This window comes from Chitinophaga sp. 10T418 (genome assembly GCF_056394125.1).
Map to the genome: position 1 here is coordinate 140,294 of NZ_JBFTHG010000015.1, position 20,364 is coordinate 160,657.

Annotated in this window: 13 protein-coding genes; 5 read left to right on the forward strand and 8 right to left on the reverse strand. The window is 45.3% G+C overall.

The features are described from left to right. Positions 1-28 precede the first annotated feature (28 nt). From AC1DCV_RS31250 to AC1DCV_RS31280, 7 genes are all read right to left on the reverse strand, one after another. On the reverse strand, positions 29-1,216 hold the full coding sequence (locus AC1DCV_RS31250; RefSeq protein WP_477026853.1) for a hypothetical protein: 1,188 nt from the start codon (positions 1,214-1,216) through the stop codon (positions 29-31). Between the two features lie 36 nt (positions 1,217-1,252). After that, the gene (locus tag AC1DCV_RS31255) at positions 1,253-2,446 is read right to left on the reverse strand and encodes a hypothetical protein (protein WP_477026854.1); all 1,194 of its coding nucleotides are present in this window, start codon (positions 2,444-2,446) and stop codon (positions 1,253-1,255) included. A 32-nt stretch (positions 2,447-2,478) separates the two neighbouring features. Further along, the gene (locus AC1DCV_RS31260) at positions 2,479-6,048 is read right to left on the reverse strand and encodes a hypothetical protein (RefSeq protein ID WP_477026855.1); all 3,570 of its coding nucleotides are present in this window, start codon (positions 6,046-6,048) and stop codon (positions 2,479-2,481) included. Then, a complete protein-coding gene (locus AC1DCV_RS31265) occupies positions 6,038-8,353 on the reverse strand; it encodes a hypothetical protein (protein ID WP_477026856.1) in 2,316 nt (771 codons plus the stop codon). The genes AC1DCV_RS31260 and AC1DCV_RS31265 overlap by 11 nt, the downstream gene beginning before the upstream one ends. Next, positions 8,346-12,743 (reverse strand): DUF6603 domain-containing protein, encoded by a 4,398-nt coding sequence (locus AC1DCV_RS31270; RefSeq protein ID WP_477026857.1) that lies wholly within the window; start codon positions 12,741-12,743, stop codon positions 8,346-8,348. The genes AC1DCV_RS31265 and AC1DCV_RS31270 overlap by 8 nt, the downstream gene beginning before the upstream one ends. A gap of 32 nt (positions 12,744-12,775) precedes the next feature. Further along, positions 12,776-13,957, reverse strand: a complete 1,182-nt coding sequence (locus tag AC1DCV_RS31275) for an exonuclease/endonuclease/phosphatase family protein (RefSeq protein ID WP_477026858.1) — start codon at positions 13,955-13,957, stop codon at positions 12,776-12,778. Between the two features lie 235 nt (positions 13,958-14,192). Further along, positions 14,193-14,324, reverse strand: coding sequence for a hypothetical protein (locus tag AC1DCV_RS31280; protein ID WP_477026859.1), 132 nt, complete (start codon positions 14,322-14,324; stop codon positions 14,193-14,195). Between the two features lie 96 nt (positions 14,325-14,420). Here AC1DCV_RS31280 and AC1DCV_RS31285 point away from each other — a divergent pair, with 96 nt between their 5' ends. The 4 genes from AC1DCV_RS31285 (at position 14,421) to gap (ending at position 19,096) form a co-directional block, all read left to right on the forward strand. Further along, positions 14,421-16,154, forward strand: a complete 1,734-nt coding sequence (locus tag AC1DCV_RS31285) for a hypothetical protein (protein ID WP_477026860.1) — start codon at positions 14,421-14,423, stop codon at positions 16,152-16,154. Positions 16,155-16,457: 303 nt separating this feature from the next. After that, positions 16,458-17,192 (forward strand): DUF6597 domain-containing transcriptional factor, encoded by a 735-nt coding sequence (locus AC1DCV_RS31290; protein WP_477026861.1) that lies wholly within the window; start codon positions 16,458-16,460, stop codon positions 17,190-17,192. 65 nt (positions 17,193-17,257) lie between these two features. After that, positions 17,258-17,803, forward strand: a complete 546-nt coding sequence (locus tag AC1DCV_RS31295; protein ID WP_477026862.1) for a dihydrofolate reductase family protein — start codon at positions 17,258-17,260, stop codon at positions 17,801-17,803. Positions 17,804-18,094: 291 nt separating this feature from the next. Further along, on the forward strand, positions 18,095-19,096 hold the full coding sequence (gene gap / locus AC1DCV_RS31300; RefSeq protein ID WP_477026863.1) for a type I glyceraldehyde-3-phosphate dehydrogenase: 1,002 nt from the start codon (positions 18,095-18,097) through the stop codon (positions 19,094-19,096). Here the strand turns inward: gap and AC1DCV_RS31305 are convergent. Continuing rightward, positions 19,093-19,482 (reverse strand): winged helix-turn-helix transcriptional regulator, encoded by a 390-nt coding sequence (locus AC1DCV_RS31305; RefSeq protein WP_477026864.1) that lies wholly within the window; start codon positions 19,480-19,482, stop codon positions 19,093-19,095. The two genes, gap and AC1DCV_RS31305, sit on opposite strands and share 4 nt — an antisense overlap. Before the next feature lie 190 nt (positions 19,483-19,672). Between AC1DCV_RS31305 and AC1DCV_RS31310 the strand changes: the two genes are divergently transcribed. Then, positions 19,673-20,275 (forward strand): FMN-dependent NADH-azoreductase, encoded by a 603-nt coding sequence (locus AC1DCV_RS31310; protein ID WP_477026865.1) that lies wholly within the window; start codon positions 19,673-19,675, stop codon positions 20,273-20,275. Positions 20,276-20,364: the final 89 nt, after the last annotated feature.

A 20,364-nucleotide genomic window follows, 5' to 3' on the forward strand; every position in this document is an offset into this window, starting at 1 on the left:
CCCACCCTGGTAGCATCCGTTCCGCTACTTAACCATTGAGCACCTGCGTTTTTAGCAACTCATTATCCGGACCATATGTCAGTGACGTAATAACCCCGTGCTGAGAAATAATCACCATTGGTCTATTCATCAAACTAAAAACCAAGGCAACGTTCTGCTTATCCATGGATATTTGCCAGGCACCACTTATCGTAAGCACATCAGTTAAAACCTTAGGAGCAGTAAGATGGGAAATTGTTGCATTCAGGACTTCCATATTATTACTTACTTTTAATGAGAAAAAATTCGTTGCGGCATCAACAATTAATGGTGCGAGAATATTGATTTCCCCATTTACAACTGTTCTTGCATTCAACGTTAGCTGGGAAGCCATATCCTTTCCAATGGTAACATCCCCTGGCAGATTGCTGTTACCTGTTACTTTAAGTGTTGTACCTGGTGCCCCCAGGTTTACATTTCCCAACAACTGCGCATTACCGGTCACCTGCAGCGTGTCTGCCTGGATCTGCGGGTTAGCAACAATGACGGTAGTGGTAAGATCCTTTATCACCGTTTCTCCCTGGGAAACCACAATGGCACGTAACAGGAAAGTAACATCATTCGTAATGGGTTTGGATGTCCACTTACGTACATTGGTAACATCTTCCACTTCAGTGTTGTAATACATCACGTATTTCGCCTGGCTGGAGCCTTCCCAGGTAAGTGTAACGGTTTGATTATCCTGTACCAATGGTATCTGCGGGGTGAAGTTGCTGAAGAAAAAGCCATAAGGGAATTTGGTGACGGGAATATTCAAAAAACGGTCGTCTGATCCTGCAGCTGAAGAGGAAGCTGTTTCAATGATACCTATTTGCACGGTACCTACTACCTGGCTAACGGCAATATTGAAAAACTGGAACACAACGCCCTCCGTAGTGATAGTCACCGGCTTACCAGAAACGGGCAGAATATTGAATACGCCCGGGCTGGCGGGTGTAATACTCCAGACCCGCTGCGGATCGGCATTGTACAGGATCGGTTCCAGGTTATCCGTCAAATCCGGTGGAATGGTCACCTGTATGCTTTCCAGGCTAACGGCGGTGTTACCGCCGTTGGATACTACCAGGATAAGTGCCGCATACACCGTATTACCATTCTGAGGACTGGCCTGTAACGGGTCCGGCGTAGTGTTAATGGCGTAATCAAGCAATGTGGTTATTGAGTCGGGTGTTTTCATGACGATATTTTTTATAGATGAAAAAATGCGTGCAATTTATTCACCGTCTACCCTGGTAGCATTCGTTTCACTACTGTAGCCATTGAGCACCTGCGTTTTTAGCAACTTATTATCCGGGCCATATGTCATTGACGTGATGACCCCGTTTCCGGAAAGCATTAAGAGAGGTTTATCCCCGAACGAAAAAACCAGCGCATCCTCCTCATTCACAATGATGTTCCAATTGCCAGATCTGCCGGTAATTCGCAGGTCATTTATGTAAGCAGTCCTACTTACAGTCAGTGAGTCGAACCTTGCCATAACGTTCGAATAAAATGGTCCGTAAACATTCAGGCTTCCATTTGAACCTATGTTCAGTGAACCTTTCACGGATGTCTGGGAATTGATATCCTTTCCAATGACAGCTCCTCCTGTTAGATTACTGAGACCTAATACGGTGAGTGAAGCAGTTGGTGTTCCCAGCTTTACACCTCCCATTAAATTGGTAAGACCATTTACCTGCAGCGATGATGCCTGGATCTGCGGGTTGGCAACAATGACGGTAGTAGTGAGATCTTTTATCACCGTTTCTCCCTGGGAGACCACTACTGCGCGTAACAGGAAAGTAATATCACCTGTTAATGGCGGAGAAGTCCACTTGCGTACATTGGTAACATCTTCCTCTTTATCGTTATAATACATGATGTATTTCGCCTGGTTAGAGCCTTCCCAGGTAAGCGTGACCGTTTGATCCTCCTGCACTAAAGGCACCTGTGGCGTGAAGTTGCTGAAGAAAAAACCATAAGGGAATTTGGTGAGGGGGATATTCAGATTACGGTCTTTTAACCCTGCCTCGTCCGTAGCAGCTAGTTCTGTGATCCCGATTTGCACCGTACCTACCTGTTCATTAACGCGGATATTGAAAAATTGAAACACAATGCCCTCCGTGGTAATGGTCACCGGTTTACCGGAAACGGGTGTAATGTTGAATACGCCCGGGCTGGCGGGGGTAATACTCCAGACCCGCTGCGGATCAGCGTTGTACAAGATTGATTCCAGGTGATCTGTCAGCTCCGGCGGGATGGTTACCCTTAAACTGTCTAAACTTATAGCCCTGTCACTGCCGTTGGATACTACCAGGACGAGTGCCGCATACACCGGGTTACCATTCTGGGGACTGGCTTGCAACGGATCAGGGGTAGTGTTGATGGCGTAATCAAGCAATGTGCTTTTTAAGTCGGGTGCTTTCATGACGATATTTTTTATAGGTGAAAAATCAGGTATCACTTCGTCACCGCACCCTTTAAAGTCAGGAGGCCTTCCCTTATTACAAGTGGAACGTTACTAAACTGCGCAGTGCCATCTGCCGGTGTTATGTTATACATGCGCCATTGATCAGCAGATAATTGCTGCCAGCTCCAGGTGCCTTTCTTTAGTGCGGGCGGCGGAAATACAATGGCCGCATTATCTGTATCAGGCGCCGGAACAGCAGGACTGACCAGTACACTCAATAAAGGTCCTATGTGAAAGCTAAGGTCCATGTTGGCAAATGCAGGCGTAACAAATTCCTGCGGAATAGCTACATCGATTACCGGTAGTATACCAGTGGTAGCATGCACGAGGGTACGCGGATCCATCAGCAGACTGAGAAACGCAGGCTCATCATCGAAAGACAGTTTCAGGGAATCACCATTACCAATGGCCTGTATATAGCTACCGGACAGTGTTCCGCCCGGAACACTGTCGGTATAAAAAACATCATAACCGGCACCAATAAAATAGCCGATCAATCCATCTGTGCGTTGTACCGTTTCACCCAAACGGACATTGAATTTCCAGGTAGGCACCAGGCTGATGTCCGGTTGAAAAGTGAAGCGCCAGGATGGATCGGTATCTATGACGGCATTCAGTTCAAACTGTACCCGCAGTCGCACCATTGCCACCGGTTTTCCCGCTAATAACATCAGGCTGGTATCTGTAGAAGTATGTGCTCCATCAATATTGATGGCTGCTTTATCCAGTGTGGCTAACATAGCGGTAAAGGCGGCTGCTCCTATCTGTTGCATATTTTGCAGCATCAGGCCCAGGTGATTCAAAGCAGGTGTATTGATCAGATCCGTGATGGTTTGATATATACTGCCCACCGCAGGTTGCCAATGGACCACCCGCTGCGCCTGTTCATTATACACCAGGCTCACCGCGCCGATGATATTTCCCGGGGCATCATAACAGGCAATACTCTGATCCAGGAAATTATGCAGCAGCCATGCACATATGGGATTAGTACCGGGCGTGAGTCCTAAGATATGCGCATCACTATCTGCCGCCACAAAATCCAGGTTTAGCCTGGCAGGTTGCAGCAGTCGCGGTGACAACTGTCCAAAACGATAACTTTCATCGGGTAACACTGCGTGTTGCGGTGTTAATGCCGGCGCCAGGATAGGGCCTGTTTTCAGGCTGCTCTGCAAGGTAGTTACATCACAGATCTGTCCAAATTTATCGACAATAGAGAGGCGTTGCACGGTGAACTGTCCTGCTCTCCAGGGTTGAAAACCGGAAGGGCCAAAGTCGCCAAACCTTGGTGGCTGAGGGCTTCCAGGGAAAGGAACATAGTTGGCATTGTTGCCAACGAGATCCTGCATCGTGATATGATCAAAATATTCCTTTTTGTCTACGCTGGGTGATACATTCGGTGTAGGTACACGCAGTTTCATATAAGGTGTAAGGCCCACAAAAGACTGGGAAAGAAAGTCCCATCCATCTACCTGGGAAATAAAATCATTCAGCTCAGGGAGATAAGCATTGTTGGGATATTCATCGATCATTCTTTGCAATTGCGCGCGGAAATTAAAGGAGGCTTGTGGGGTCATGAAGATCATCCCCTGATACTCTTCTGTTTTACTTAGCGGATCAAAACCTTCTCCATCCCAGGTATACTCGTTACCATCAAAACTCCATAAAGGCTGTCCACCATTATCGTGGTTGATGGGATACCAATTGATATCCCATAACATCACCAATGGCTGCCAGGGTTGTGTCCAGGCGGTTAAAGAAAGATCAGGACAAATGCCCAGTACATTTTTTCCGTCCAGCATATCCTGGTACACTGCGTCAATAGTAGCGGGATCAGTGGTACCCAGCGCAGCCTGTGTGATCATAGTAGCGTTGAGGGGATCTAAGAAAAAACATTCCTGCAACAGATTTTCCATCTGTGACGGTACCCGATTGATATCTGGAGGAATGGGAATGGTGTTTTGCAGCATTTCCACGGTAATATCTTCGCCATTATAACTGATGCCTGTTACGAGCTGGCTCATGAAGCGGCATACCAGCGGTTCTGTGGGAGACAAAGGCAAATCATTTTTTATCCCCTGTAACAATACTACCGGATCATATGCGTGGGCAAACGGGCGCTTTGCATATTGTTTCAACGTTCTTGTATCCGGCAGATCTTTGCCCGCCGCATAGTTCAGTATAGCGGCCTGCAGCTCTTCCTGCGTAACACCAAAAGGAATGGCCGTTTGCAATTGTGCTACCTCCTGCAACTGCTGGTAAACCTTCGATATCAAACTGGATGGGAGATTGGGGTTCAGTGCATCCTGGAACTGTTGTTTGGAAGTGCCTTGTGGATAAGGGTTGATCAGCTTGTTGGTGACCGCAAAATTATATTTCCACCAGGTTTGAAAAAGATCATACTGCAGGTTATTCAACACAATAAGTGCCTGCTCATATGTTACCTGTGCCTGGTTTAAAGCAGCCAGCCATTCCGCTTCCTTTATTGCTTCCGCCGGATCCAGCGCCGGGGCTATATCACCGGAAGTAGCAGCATTCACAATATCCCAGCCATATCCGCCGTAGGTATATCCATAAGCAGCTGCTTTTAATTGTTGTTGTATTTCAATGGACGAATTGGGCTGATCTAACAATGGCAATAGCGCCTGCTGGAAAGCATCGATGAGGTTTGTGTAAGTTTGATCAGTGGTTTGATGATTGATCATGGCAGCTAATGCATCGGCGGCGGTATTGCCTATCGCCACTTTCACCTGACTTCCGTCCGGGATGTTGGTAGGTGCAGGTCCGTTGATATCCCATTTAATGCCCCATACAAATCCCTGGTAGATGCTCCAGCTGGCCACCTCATCAGCAGGTATTGCCAACTGCCAGCCGGCATCGTCCATGAATGTCTGAAAGCTGCTTCCATCCTGCCAGCTACCGGTGATATCTGCCGCGGGATCGCTATACCATCCGCCCACAAAATAACTGATATCATCCGTAGATGGTACATTATCCAATGGATCAAAAATGCTGAATACATTCCAGCAATAAGGCTGATAAGACGCAAACATATTATTGCCGGGAGCAACAGCGGTGAGAAATAGTGATGGAGGAGGAGATGTTTCCTCATAGGCATCCAGCGGCACTACCTGTCCCACAAAAGTTATTTCGATCTGATCTGTGTCTGGATTCAGAAATGGCGAACCGCCGGTGATTGGATCGTTATTACCCAGCGCATCACTTTCCACTACCCATGCGGTGGTTTTACGATTAGACAGAGGGCCGCTATAACGCACCACCAGCCAGCGATTGGGCACCAGCGGAAAATTCATGGTCCCATCATCTCCCTGTGTTCCATTCCTGATAATATCGGGTAGGGTCCAGTGCACCACAATGCCGGTTTGTGGTATGATCACCCCTCCTGTAAATGCTTTTGGTTCCGGTGAGGAATATGTTTTCAGGGCAGGGTAGGCGTATTGCCATTGCTTAATATTGATGCCTGTTAAGGATAATACGTTTCTGTTTACCACGAATGCTTTTGCATCAATCGGCACGAGTAATGGGTTATTAAAGTTCATGGTTATTTTTTTTACCCGTGAGGGATGCGTTGAATATAATTTGTTCCGGCGTTTTCACCATCTCGATGGTGAATTGAGAAGACGTTAAGGAGGAGGTTTGCGACAGGGCGGTTGTCAAAGCCGGGATGAGGCAACTATTATCATTTTCGTTTTGTGGCACTAGGTTCAGCACCAGTTTGCCGATATCGTTGGTTACCGGGCGCATGAACTGCCGGAGATCTCCTGTTCCGGGGAACAAAGGCAACTGCAGTGGCGCACCTAAGTTGCTGCTATCAAGACTGCGTAATGCGATCTTCCAGTTATCTTCTACTCCATAACTTAATCCCTGATCAGGTTGACTGATGGTTACCTGTTCCGGTATATCTTTCCATAACAGCAAGAGCATATTAGGGGCGAGATTTTCCATACGCGCGATGTCTACTTTTTCCTCTTTTTTTGTCGCTTCTACCTGGATAGATGGCCAGCTGGTCAGCAATGCGGACCGGAGGATCATACCAGCTACAGGCAATGCGGGCGACATATCATCTTCCGTTTTTACTTTCAATAATTCTTTTCTTCGTTTAGCCGCTTTTTGTTTTATGCGTGTCAGCAATATGGGCGCCAGCCATTGATGGATCTGCTGATCTGTTTTACTGAAGATGCCTGCGCTGAGTGCGCCCTGCAGCAACATTTCAATCCAGTTGTCATCTATAAAAAAGAAGCGGACACTTTCCACCGGTAACATGCGCTGATCCGGTACCAGGTGATTAAATGGTACGCCTTCCAGTAATGCTAACTTAGCCAGCCAACCGGCGGCGGGTGTGATCTCTTCCTCCAGTTGTGCGGCGATTACTTCCTGTATGGACGGTTGCTGCAGGAACCAGGTAAATTTTTCTGCCGGATCAATAGGGATAGTTGCAGCGGGGAAAAGTGCATTTGTATTTCTGGAAGATAGGGGAGCGGTTTTTAAAGGTGCATCAAAGGCGAGCGCCAGGTCGTTTTGTAGCTGCGGTAATTTTTCCAGGAACAACTTCCTGGAGATACCCGGCATTATTAAACCGGCGGCATCCCGTATATGCGACAAATGCGGCATGAAAGATCGTTCAATGATCCGCGCATTCAGTTGAATGACCTTATTTCTCATCTGCTGTAAGGTACCCACCAACACGGGATCTGCCAATGCCATGGCCCTGCCTATGGTCCATGCGGCGCTATAGCTGTTATCGAAAATACCCGTGGGCTCATCGTAGATCATAGCAGCGGCAGGTTGCAGATACCCGATGATATCACCCGGTAAACGCACTGCAGGGAATGGCGTAAACGGACCACGATACCAGCAAAAACTAGCCGTGCCGGTGATGGTCTGGTAACTTAAAGCAGTGTATCCATCATTGATACGATTGGCGGCAGCACTCCCATCTTCCATAACAGGAATGCGCAGTAGTAAATTATCTGGATTATCACCGGCGGATGTGATGAGCGCGGTGGCCAATTCTGCGAAAGTCTGGCCCGGTTGCACGGCACTGGTAAAACTCCAGGAAGCCAGGCTTACCAACTGCACCGCAGCTATTTGCACCGGCCACTCAGGATCGTCTGTCAGATAGTCTGTTAGGCCTTCCAGAGAAACCAGCTGTACATAGTTCATAGCGCCTGCGCCATCGCTGATATTACTGGATTGCGGGAACCTGTTGGCCATCACTTCTGCGAAACTATTATTGAGTTGTTCATTATTGATCGCCTGACTGGTAGGATCAATGATGCTCCAGCGTGCTAAGGTAGACAGCTCGTTTAATCGTGGTGTTACTGCCTGAAATACCGCGGTAGAAATAATGATGGTGTTCACCGCACCGGATAATATATCATCGGATAAGAAGGTGCGGTCGATCATTGGTTTTAAAATCCCGTCTGTGGGACGCAGTAATTCTGCTACGGTGGTGGTCACCACTGGTGACTTGGTCTGCGGGTTAATGTTGAGTTCATTTTCACTGAACACCAGTAAGGCCATCCAGGGAATGGTATTGTCTTTTGTAATCAGTCGCTCCCAGGGCAGGGTGGTGTTCAGGAAGCTGATCACCGGCAGCACCTGGCTGAAATCTCCATTGGCATTATTGCCTGGAAACATCGCATGGATCTCCTGTGTATCGATACTGAATTGCGGCGCCTGTACATCAAATGCCTGTTTATTGGATTGCTGATAGTTATCGGTATCTGCAGCAGGCAGGGAGATACTGACTTCTACTTCGTAATGCCCTGCGGGTAAACCCGGTAATTCATTGTCGTAGAATTGCAGGTATCCCAGTCCATCGATATCGGTTACCTTATGCATAGCTGGTGGTTTTAATGATCAATGGAATGGCGGAAAAAATGCTGGGTGCATCCGTGGCGTATTGTAACATACTATCATTTGTGCCTGCATCAATTCCTAATTGCTGCAGGGTATCAAACAAGGCATTGCGTATAGCCGTGGTATCTTTGGACGCGATATCCTGGCTGATGATGGAGATCGTATTATCTTCCTTCTCCGCTGGGATACCCACTGGTTGTTCCTGTGTGTTGACGGGCATCACGCCGGCGATTAAAATGACATCCGTCAGATTTTTCACTGCATCGATCTGACCCGGTGAAGCGCCAAAAATTGTGGGCGGCGCGTTGAGCTGGTAACCGGTGAGCTGATGGTACAACAACTGCTGATCTTTTTCCGGCATCTGATCCTGCGGTCCTACTCCCCACATTGCCCGAGGCAGGTTTTCTTCTCTGGCTGTGATCTGCCATGCGCTGGCTTCATCGAGAACGTTGAGTTCCACTCCTTCCTTGCGGACGATGAGGTTCAGGATGGAAGGCAAATTCTTTCCCTGGGCAGGGTTACCGTTTTTGCGGTTATCCTGCATGGCGCGGATGTTAATATTATCGCCCTGTTGCAGGATAGTACCATTGGAGTTCAGCGTCAGACTGGAGTTAGGCAGGGCAGAAGAGATAGAAAAACTGAATGCGGAAGGTCTTACCACCCAGGCCGCGCCGCTGTTGAGATCTGTATTACCATTGGCAGCAAGTCCATTGATTGGGAGGATCTTTAACACACTATTACCGGCAGGCAGCTGTTGGAGGAAATCGTTCCAGCTGATAGGGCCTGGATTGCCACTGGAGTTTGCGCCAAAAGAAATAGTAAAGGAGATGACCGTCCAGTTGACCCTGACGGTGCCTCCCGTTTCAGGGCCATACAGGTGCAACATGGCTCCCAGCGAAGCTTCTACGGTCACATGGGTGAACAGTAGATTCATGCGGTAAGAAGCGCCTACAGTGATTCCAATGGCTACATCGAAATGGAATGGGTTCCAGTAGATCAGCAAATTTGCCCAGGCTTTGAACCATGCTTTCAGATCACCGTCCTGGAAGGTGACGCTTAGTTCACCGCCGGCCATGATTGCCGCAGGAGTTAATGCAAAATAGGCGGCGCCGGTAATACTGATGGTTGCATCCATCGCCCAACTGAAACCTACGCGGGCAATGGCCGGATAATAGTTGGGAGGATCGAAAGCAGGATGATAGCCACCCACCGTAATGACGAAGTCGCCTGCGTGATCACTGGGGGAGAACCAGGCATAAAAAGCAAAACCGCCGGTGAGTTTACAGGATGGATCCAGCACATAAGAATTAGCACTCAACACCGCCGATAAGGCGATGACGCCTTCGGTGGGATCTACCACAACCTCTATCTGTAACTCGACATAGCCGTAGGTAACAGGACCGGTAATAGGAAATCTCGCACGGGAGAGTCCTAATAATGCAAACTGAAAATGATTGCCGAATTGCGCTATCAGTAATGCGTTGGTAAAGACCAGTTCAAACGAAGTAAATTGCAGGCCCGCGGCCAACCAGTATTGCCCGATGTTATCATTAATCCAGGGGGTACCACCGTTTGTTCCCATTAATATGCTCAATGCTGCATCCGGTGAAGCGTTGTTGCCACCTATCTTCGCCGGATTCTGTGCGCCTGCTACCAATGGGAAATTATTGAGTTCACCGAGGCCGGGTATACGCAGGGCGGAGTTGTAGCCAAAACCGGCGGCTAAGCCCGTAACAAAGAATGCAGGCACACCACCCAACGTTCCTGTTACCTGTGCAAACAGGAACATAGAAGGTTTGGTGGTGGTATGGGTACTATCTGTATATACATTGGCATAACTGCCCATCGCAGATAAGGAGAAGTTGGCGATGCGGGCTATGGCGCCACCGGCAAACTGCCATTCCACATCTCCGGTGGGTGGTATTTTCATCAACGTACCGCCCAGTTCAAATCCGGCTGTTTTATAGTCAATGCCAATGCCGTTGATGGTAAAGTCCGGACTAAAACTATCCAATGGAGAACCAATGCCGGCGCCATTCAGGTCGATGGTTAACCCACCTGCTTCGAAGGATGCATCCAGGAGGAACCATAACACCGGATCGGCGAATTTGATACCTATGCGGCGGAACATCAGCGGGCCTACTGCCTTTTGTATATTCAGCCAGGTAGTGCCATCCGATTGTTTTGCAGGGGTGGTGGTAACGGGTACGGTGGCGTTGCCGGTAGGTTTGCCGGTGGTAGTGGTTTGCGAAGGCGGCTGGCCGGAATCCGATTGCCCGCCAACACCGGTGCTTACCGGGATGATATAACCACCTACATTAATACTCATTTCAAGATCCACAGTAGACGCCATTCCCTGTGAAGGAATGGTGGGCAGCGCGCCGCCCAGATGCTGTGATAAATCGCTGATAATGCCGTTCAGTTCATCTACCTGTTTTTGGGTGATGATAGCAGAAGTGATCATCACCTGCATGCGTTCTACCTGTACCCGTTCTATGGCCGACAAGGGTTTTCCTATTAATGGAATATTGGAAAGATCAATGGTCCTGTCGATATTCAGTCCTCCGAAAAAGACGAATTGATCACTGTCCACCGGTTTAAATATCAGCAGGTCTGCTTTGCCATATGCGGCTGCATCGGCAGCGATGGCGAAGATGCCGGAACTGATGTTATAGGACAAGGTTACTGCTTTCAGCTCCAGCGCAAGAGCAGCCGGTATTTCCAGGTTATCAAATCCAAGGGCATCGGCCAGGACCTGTAAACCCACGGTGTTTACCTCGTCTTTCCAGGTGCATGAAATGATGATGTCTTTTTTATCATTATCATTGGTGATTTCCCCTATTATTTCACGATCGTTCAGGATAAAAGTGACGGTGATGTCGTATTTAATTCCATCGCTGATATCGATCATCAATGTTACTTTAAAATTAACAGCCGCACTGCCTACGGCGATGGCGCCATTCAAATTGTACTCCATTGTTTTATTCGGCACATCCATATTAAAAAACATGGATTGCATGGAGAATATAGAGAGCGCCTGGGTGATGGCAGGTGATATGGTGCCTCCGCCAAAGGCAGATATGATAGTTTGCAGCCAGTCGGCCGCTGTCATTTCCTCGTCTGTGTAAAGGCCCATTGCCAGCTGAAGTCCGGGTAGTTCGATATCTCCTTTAAAAAGGATTTTTTTACCATTCTGACCATACAGGGTGAGGTTGCCGACCAATGCAATATTTGAGTTACTAAACTCCCCAAACGGATCAATCAGTAACCACATCACGGAAAAGTTATCCATGACGAGCTTATTGGGAATGATCTCCCAGGCGCTCAGGGTGCCTACTGCCAGACTGGTACTCATCACGGAGAAATCTCCCAGGCTGACATCGAGTGCATAAGACTGGATGCCGAAGGTTTGCAGATATGGTTGCAGTATATTCGCAGGATATTTTTCGAAAAATTTGTCCCAGTTCTTACCTGCCATCCATTCACCCATCTGATTGATGCTGGTGGCCAGGGAGCCCGGGGCAGGTGCTATCAGCAACGTAATATTCGTGTTGGAAGTATCATAATCCAGGATGAAAGTAGCTTCCAATACATCATTTCCATCTCCAAAAGTGGTGTTAGCAGCCAGCATTATTTCTCCCCAGGGAGCGACCTGGTTATCTGGTCCTGTTTCGTAACTCATGCCCATTGTAACAACTGGTTGAGACACCGTTAGTGCCTGCAGGTTAAGCGGGGGAATATCTTCAATTGCGCCGTTCAGATTAAATAAAGGACCATTTTTAGTTTGTGTGATCAATCCCTGGAAAACGGATGTTTGAGGTGAACCATTACCAAACATGGTTAATAACTGCGCAACTGGTCCGAGTACATTCGTTAAAGTAAAACCGGCATAAAAATTAAGACCCTGGAAAGTGCCTGGCGACAGATCGAAGCTGCCATAAATAAAAATAAACTGAGGGTTTACGAATGACATGAAATCAAACGGCCATCCCAATAACCTGGGAAAACTATTACTGAATACCCAGTTGCTGCTACCAGCCGTTGTTTGTGTTAAGTTCACTGTTAGCTGTACCTGGCAGGCATCATCTACTTGTGTAAAAACAACGGTAGCAGTATTAGCGATGAGATGTAGAAAGGAATCAGTGACATTGACCGGCAATGCGACCGGAAAACTAAAACTATTGCCGCCCGGATGCTGTGGAATATCTGCGGGATTTGCCTGTAACAGGATATTACCCTCCCTTCGCAACAGATCATCCCGCACAAGGGTGGCAAATGCGGAGCCGCTGTTGAGCAGGGAATCGTCTAATACAATCATGCCGGTTTTTACCGCTTCGTCATACAGCGTTTGAGCAATGCTTGTTAACGACATGGAATTCATTTAAAGGATAGGAAAAGGGTGCTTCAAATTTCTACATACAGCGCAAGATGATCGCTGGTGCCMGGGCTGGGGCCGAGATATCCAAAATTCAGGGGATGTCTGAAAACTTCATCCCGTTCTTCTTCATCGTCAATGTCCATTATTTCACTCATTGGTGTCGTCAAGAGGGAGTCCTCCTCCACTCTATTTGCAATTTGTGCATCCAGCGTCATCAGCGGAATTAATTCTTTAGAGCCGGGCCTGAAAAGGACATTATCTAAAAGCTCATTTGGCTTTAAGTAGCAAGTTGGTGTAGCTTCCTTTGCAGACATGTTCATCGTACTGCCGTTGGGGAAAGTCTTCTTCGTGAACATGGCCAAAAGCCCTGCGTCTCCTACAAATCCCTGGCCGTACAAGTAGGATTTTTTAATGTTGAAATCACCTGCCACCAACATTATTTCATCTTTCGCCATTTTATACTCCTTAATATACGATGTCAGTTTAGCGAATGCCTCCGTTGAAGTATTATTAGGCGGGAAGTGCAGGGTAATTAAAGTAATCAGTCTTTTTGGTTTGTTCTGTTCTCTGAATTGTACGAGGAATGGACACCGGGAAGATATGGAGGGAAATTGTATTTCTTTGAGGTCTTTACCGAGAAATTTATACTGGCCTGCGAAGTGATTGTTAGGCGGCAACCCCTTCTGCCAGTCGCCCGGGTAGGGGCCTGCAGGCCCTATTGGTTGGGCGACGGTATCCGGATTAATATTTTTCGGGTCTGTCAGGGGCCAGATATACGGCCCTACAAAATCAAGTTTGTTACCCAGGAAAAATATGGCGATCCCTTCTGTATAACTTTTTTCACTGACCAATTCGGCATACCCGTCTTTCTCATCTACCTGTACCTTGTTCACCAATCTTAAAGGAGGTATTAAATACCAGTTTGGATCTTTTACTTTCAGCTGCTTTAATAACTCAATGCATCCCAATTCACCATTCGTATTAATCAGGCTACCTCTGGGGCCCTGGCCGCTTATTACTTCTATTACTGCAAATATATCAGGCTTATATTTCCCGACATTGGAGAGAATGTACTTTACTTTTTGCGCGGAGTATTGGTACTTAACTCTTTTGGCTCCGGTTCCAAGGGACACCCAGTCATTTAGTTGAGGAGACATCTTATTCATGGTAAAACCCTGGAGGTTCCATACGAGTAGTTTCGTGGACATGGCACTTTGAGTTTGTGTGTGGCAGTTATGTGACGAGTTAGATGAGGAATAACGTTGAAATGGGAAAATGGTTCATTTTCCTGTACAGGCGGTCATGAAAATGAAACAATCAGGGATACCTCAATTTGAGGGTATGGTTACTTTTTGCAAGAGATTCCAATAAAAAAACTGAGAATCAGATCATTGCACAAAACTCAGGGCACTAATAAATGAGAGGAAGACGATACACGGGCCTTTACTGGCCGCCATCGTAGCTGGGCACCTGGTGAAGTGCATGCTGAGTAGTAAACCAGGTAACATGATGGAAAAATTGGTTGTACATGACAACTTTCGGTGTAGATCCTTTAACAGCGACATTTCCGCGCAATTTTGAAACGATTTAGGAGTTTATTATTAAACAAAAAAGTGCATTCATAAATACTATTGTTTTACTATTGTGATCCTTATACCAAAAATAGTTTTAATGAAACGTGTTTTCCTATTCCTGTGCTTAACAGTTCCTGGCGTTGTTGCCCTGGCCCAAAAAACGGCTATTAACTGGGGGGATGAATTTAAGCTTCGTAAAGGCAGTACTGATCTGAAAGTAATATTTGCAGACAACACCGGCGCTTATCTTCAGGAGGGCCATATGGCCATGAAAAGTTACTTTGTAGTTGGCGCCAGCTTCAGAGAATCCGGTACACTCGTAAAGGTGGATAAGAATTTAGCGGAAGTTTATCGCAACGACTTTAACAAGGAATTGAGAGGTAAAGAATTTGAACAGTTTTTTGCCTGTCAGGATAAGTTGTTCCTGTTTGCATCTGATTATAGCAAGCGGGATAAAACGCTTACTATTTATGCTTCTGCAGTGGATAAGAATTCCGGGGAACTCACCGGAGACTGGAAAACGGTGACCGTCTTTCAACTAAATGAGAAGAGTGATGATGTTAATTTCAAGATTGACTACAATGTGGATAGCACAAAAATTCTGATTGTAAGCAGTCTGGAAGGAACGGAAAGAAACGAATACAAGATCCAGGAGCTGGATCAGCAGCTCAAAGCTACGGCCAAACCTCTTATCATCCGGAATGAGTTTGAGCCCAAAAAATATCAACTGGAAGATGTCTTATATACGAATGATCGTAACGTGGTACTGGTAGGGCGTATGTATGAGTATGAGGAAGGCAAAAAGAAAAAAGAGAAATTCCTGGACTTTACGAACTACAATATTCGTATTTACAACGACAAAGGAAAGCAGAAAGCGGAGGTCAATACAGGTATCAATGGAAAATGGCTCTCCAACACCAAATTAGTGCAGGAGAAAAATAAAGACCTGGTTCTGGCGGCATTTTACAGCAACGTAAAAAAAGGTAAAACGATCGATGGATTACTGGTGCAAAGGATCAATGTGGCGGACGGGAAAGTAGTATCAACCAGCGATAAGCAAATTAACAATTCGATGTTATCAGGCGATCAGGACAACACTGATGAGGATGACGATAAGGAAGACAGTAAGGAAGATAAAAAGAAGAAAGAGGAACTGAAGAAAATGCAGGAGGAAGGAGAAGGTTTTTCGAAGTACATGCAATTCCGGAAAATCTTTTATACTGCTGACAACGGACTTGTTATTCTTGCCGAACGGTACGATCATTATGTAACCACTTCCCAGGTTTATTCTTCCGGTGTTAATAATATGCCTGGTCAGTGGAGATCAACCACCAGCTCCATCTACCTCTCAGGCGACCTGATGATGTGTAAGGTAGATGCTTCTGGCAACATTGGATGGTTACAGATAGTACCTAAAAAACAACGTGAAGAAATAGTAGTGGGTTCCGCAAATGGACCTTCCGGGGGAACATTAGTCACCATGAGTTACTTCAGGGATCAGGGCAGACCTTTTTATTCCGGCTTTGGCGCTCTTCAGGCGAATGGAAGTATTCAATTGCTGTTTAATGATAACCGCAAAAACATTTCCGTTACCCAGGCTGGCCAGAAAGCAAAGTCGGTTTACCGCTTTTCTAAATCTGATTGTTTCGTCTTGAATATTGACGAAACTTCCGGAAAAGTTGACAGAAAGGTATTTTTCTCCAACAGTGACATTCCTACTGCTATGCCCCGGTTAGGAGTTATTATTGGAAATGATATGTACCTGGTTGGAAAAACTGACAGGGCGTTGAGTAAGTCTAAAGTGGCCGTAGGGAAAATTACTATAAAGTAGTGTAAATAAACTTTAAAGCCCAGGTAATGAAAGTTATCAGGGCTGTTACAGCAGCTGTTGTAAAGGTTTTTTACACATACGCAGCAAAGCGACACAAAATTCAATAATGGATTTTGTGTCGCTTTTTCATTTTAAACACAAAAGTCAAGTTACTGATGAAATACCGACATGGTGGAAAATCCCAACCGTTATATGTAACTTGTTAATCAGGAGATTTATCGGCTGTTGTACAAGAAAATACCGGCCTGCCTTAAAAAAAGGAAAGAATCGCATAGATTATAAACGACCAAATTAGTTTTAGTAATGACGCATAATGAGGCTAAACCTTGTGTAGAATTAGCAGCCTATATCCATTCTTTTTGGGAGTTAAAAGGCGATGATAGCGACAACCAATGGGAACGAATTTTTCCTGATGGATGTCCCGGTGTAGTTATAAATCTGGGAGGACCCTGTAAAACGGATAATGGGTTAGCTACTATGGAACATGGAAAAACATACGTGGTAGGAGCAATGACTTCTTTCAAGGATAGTTTTATTGATGGGAACACACATCTATTAGGAGTGTGTCTAAAGCCGGCATCGTTTTCGTCATTTTATAACTATGCACCGCAAAATGAGTTGACTAATCATACTTTTGAATTTGATTTGCGGCATTCATTTGATATTGGAAAGATAAATAATGCCCCCAATGCTTATCTCAACGGATATTTTTTGGATAGGAAAAGAAGTATCAATCAGTCGCTCCAGTCTGTCTTAAGTGATATTCATATTTCTAAAGGAAATTTAAGCATTTATGAAATTTCTAAGCGAAACTTTACAACTGTCAGGCAATTAGAGCGTGTCTTTAAAACTCAAATTGGTTTAACTCCTAAGGAATATGTAAAGATTATTCGCTTCCAGTCAGCTTTTTCTATGATTAGCGATGTGAGCCAAAAGAAAAGCTTATCAGATATAGCTTTTGAATGTGGGTTTTATGATCACGCACATCTTACCAATGATATAAAGCAACACACAGGGTTTACTCCTTCTCAATTTTAATTTTGTCGCTTTTTTCCAAAAGATAAACATGATCTGATATTTATTTTTGCTAAAAAGTATTTCAAATGAGAAAAATAATTTTGAATTTAGCTGTAACCTTAGATGGATTTATTGAAGGGCCCAATGGAGAAGTTGATTGGTGCATTATGGATGATGACATGGATTTTGGTGGTTTTATATCAAGTATCGATACAATATTTTACGGTAGAGTGAGCTATGACGCCTGGGGGAATTTCCAACCTGATACAACTACCCCTCCCGCCGAAAAACAGATGTGGCAAGGAATACATTCAAAAAATAAATTTGTTTTTTCAAGTCAAACCAGGCAAGATGGCAATGCTACATTTATAAGTTCTGACCTGGTTAAGCAGGTTTCGGAAATCAAGCAGCAAGGAGGTAAAGATATTTGGCTATATGGTGGGGCAAGTCTTATCAAGACATTTATAAGCTCCGGTCTTATTGATATATATAAAGTATCAGTGCATCCGGTAGTTCTGGGAACTGGTAAACCATTGTTTGAAGACTTGAAAAAAAGAATCAGTTTAAGGCTGATTGAAACCAACGTTTTTAAATCGGGTGTTGTGCAACTTACCTATGAACCTGGAAAGTAAAATAATATGAAAAGTATTAAATAGCCTGTTTGCCCGGCTTTATCAGTTATATGTATTTATATACCTGTATTTCATTTCCGGACGCTTAAAACGGCTATTTTATTCAACGGCAAAGGTTTATTGAGGGGAAATATTCTTTAAGCAAGGTAGTGTTGTGTTAATCCGATAGAAGATATAGCCGGTAAAATTAAAGAATTGGCAACTTATTTCATTCCAGTTGCAATAACAATGAGGTTAACTTTTGTTATTTGCGCATTATCAGATAATTTTACCGGCTATAACTACATCAACATGAGGATAGCGATTAATGGTTTTGGGCGTATTGGCAGAATAAGTTTGCGCATGTTATTGCAAAAAAAAGGAATTGAAGTAATAGCAATAAATGACCTGGCGGATACGCCAACATTGGCACACCTTTACACTTATGATTCTGTACATGGACCATACAAAGGCGAAGTAAGTGCTACTGCGGATGCGCTGATTATCGATGGAAAATCAATCCGTGTTTTAGCAGAGCGTGATCCATTAAAGTTACCGTGGGCCGAGCTGGGGATTGATATAGTGATTGAATCTACCGGTAAATTCACATCTAAAGCCGCTGCGGAACAGCATTTGCAGGCGGGCGCCAAACAGGTGATTGTATCAGCGCCATCGCCGGATAAAGATATTCCTACCGTAGTATTGGGGGTGAACGATCATTTAATAGATCTTACCTCACCTGTATTGTCCAATGCCTCGTGTACTACTAACAATGTAGCGCCTATGGTAAAAGTGTTGGATGATAACTGGGGGATCGTAGACGCCTATATTACCACCGTGCATTCCATGACCGGAGATCAGAACCTGCACGATGCACCACATAGAGATCTTCGCAGAGCGCGTGCAGCATCGGCATCTATAATCCCTACATCTACCGGCGCTGCCAAAGCAATCACCACTATATTCCCGCATTTAGCCGGCAAAATGGGAGGGGCAGGTATACGTGTGCCTGTTTTAAATGGTTCGCTTACCGATTTTACCTGTATCCTGAAGAAACAGCCCCAAAGTGTAGATGAAATTAATGCCAGGTTTAAAGAAGCCGCTGACACTTTCATGAAAGGAGTGCTGAAGTATACTGAGGCCCCTATTGTATCTGTAGATATTATTGATAGTCCTTACTCCTGCACTTTCGATGCTTTACTGACCTCCATTGTAGGCGATTTAGTTAAGGTGGTGGGCTGGTATGATAACGAGTTTGGATATTCTAACCGGTTGGCCGATTTAGTAGTACGTATAGCTGAACTTAAGCATTAGACATGCAGGAAGGATTGTTTCCGCATGCTTTGCTTAATTTTTTCCCTGTGCTGTCCGCCCCAGGCACTTAGTTCACCTATCACATTTTTTAATGTCCGGCTATACCCGGTGGCTTCATAAATGATAGTTACCGGGGTAGTCGGATATACTTTTCGTGTGATAAAGTCATTCAATTCCAGATCTTTTAGCTCTTTAGCTAATATCCTGGAGGAGATGCCAGTGAGTTCATGCTGAATCTCGTTAAAGCGCTTTGATGACTGCACCAGAGACAGTATCAAAGCCAGTCTCCATTTTCCATTAAGAACATACAACGCATCGAGGACGTTTTTGAGCGAGCCTGCGCATTCTTCCTTGCCTGGAAGCGGCTCATTTATTATCATTTCCATAGCCCCAAAGGTAATTACATTACCTCAATGTAACCGCTTCCCTTCAGGTAAGTCCGAACTTCCGACTACCTGGCAGCCATAATTTTGCCTTTGATAATTCGAGCCAAAGAAACCTTTCATTGGTAACACAAAAGGAAATCGGGTGATCTCGGAATTTAAAATTGGTCATATTGTTAAATACGTAATTTTTATGAAACGCATCCTTCATTTAATCTCAAGCCTACAAGGTAAAGGATCGTACAGCATTAAGCTGGGTCAGGCTATCATTGAAAAAATTCAGGAAAAGTATCCTGGCAGTACACTTGAAGAATTAAACCTGGTCGATATCGACATTCCACATCTTAACCCCACTGTGCTTCGTACATTCTTTATTCCCGGAGATCAGCTGACCGAAGAAGAAAAAGAATCCATTCGCTTTTCTGACGAGGTGGTTAAACAGTTAATGGCAGCAGATATCATCGTAATTGGTGCGCCGCTGTACAACTTTACCATCCATACATCGCTAAAGGCCTGGATTGATCATATTACCAGGGCCGGAATCACTTTTGGGTATGGAGAAAATGGTCCTGTTGGAAAGGTAACAGGAAAAAAAGTGTATGTGGCCATGTCTTCCGGTGGCGTTTATTCAGAAGGACCTGGTAAAGCCAACGACTTTGTTGCTCCTTATTTGAATGCTTTTCTTGGCTTTCTAGGTATGACGGATCTGACGGTATTCCGTGCTGAAGGGTTAAAAGTGCCGGGAGTAAAGGAACATGCTATGGAGAAAGCAATTGACAGCATAAAGATTGATTAAAATGTCTTTTAATTTACAGGCCAAACAACAATATGAAAAGCCTGCAGACTCATCTACAGGCTTTTCATATTGTTGTTTGGCCTTTTTCA

Bases quoted from the DNA above. Each gene is read 5' to 3' on its own strand.
- AC1DCV_RS31270 (WP_477026857.1), bottom strand. From the start codon at position 12,743: ATGTCGTTAACAAGCATTGCTCAAACGCTGTATGACGAAGCGGTAAAA.
- AC1DCV_RS31265 (WP_477026856.1), bottom strand. From the start codon at position 8,353: ATGCATAAGGTAACCGATATCGATGGACTGGGATACCTGCAATTCTAC.
- AC1DCV_RS31260 (WP_477026855.1), bottom strand. From the start codon at position 6,048: ATGAACTTTAATAACCCATTACTCGTGCCGATTGATGCAAAAGCATTC.
- AC1DCV_RS31305 (WP_477026864.1), bottom strand. From the start codon at position 19,482: ATGGAAATGATAATAAATGAGCCGCTTCCAGGCAAGGAAGAATGCGCA.
- AC1DCV_RS31250 (WP_477026853.1), bottom strand. From the start codon at position 1,216: ATGAAAACACCCGACTCAATAACCACATTGCTTGATTACGCCATTAAC.
- AC1DCV_RS31290 (WP_477026861.1), top strand. From the start codon at position 16,458: ATGACGCATAATGAGGCTAAACCTTGTGTAGAATTAGCAGCCTATATC.
- AC1DCV_RS31285 (WP_477026860.1), top strand. From the start codon at position 14,421: ATGAAACGTGTTTTCCTATTCCTGTGCTTAACAGTTCCTGGCGTTGTT.
- AC1DCV_RS31295 (WP_477026862.1), top strand. From the start codon at position 17,258: ATGAGAAAAATAATTTTGAATTTAGCTGTAACCTTAGATGGATTTATT.
- AC1DCV_RS31310 (WP_477026865.1), top strand. From the start codon at position 19,673: ATGAAACGCATCCTTCATTTAATCTCAAGCCTACAAGGTAAAGGATCG.
- AC1DCV_RS31255 (WP_477026854.1), bottom strand. From the start codon at position 2,446: ATGAAAGCACCCGACTTAAAAAGCACATTGCTTGATTACGCCATCAAC.
- gap (WP_477026863.1), top strand. From the start codon at position 18,095: ATGAGGATAGCGATTAATGGTTTTGGGCGTATTGGCAGAATAAGTTTG.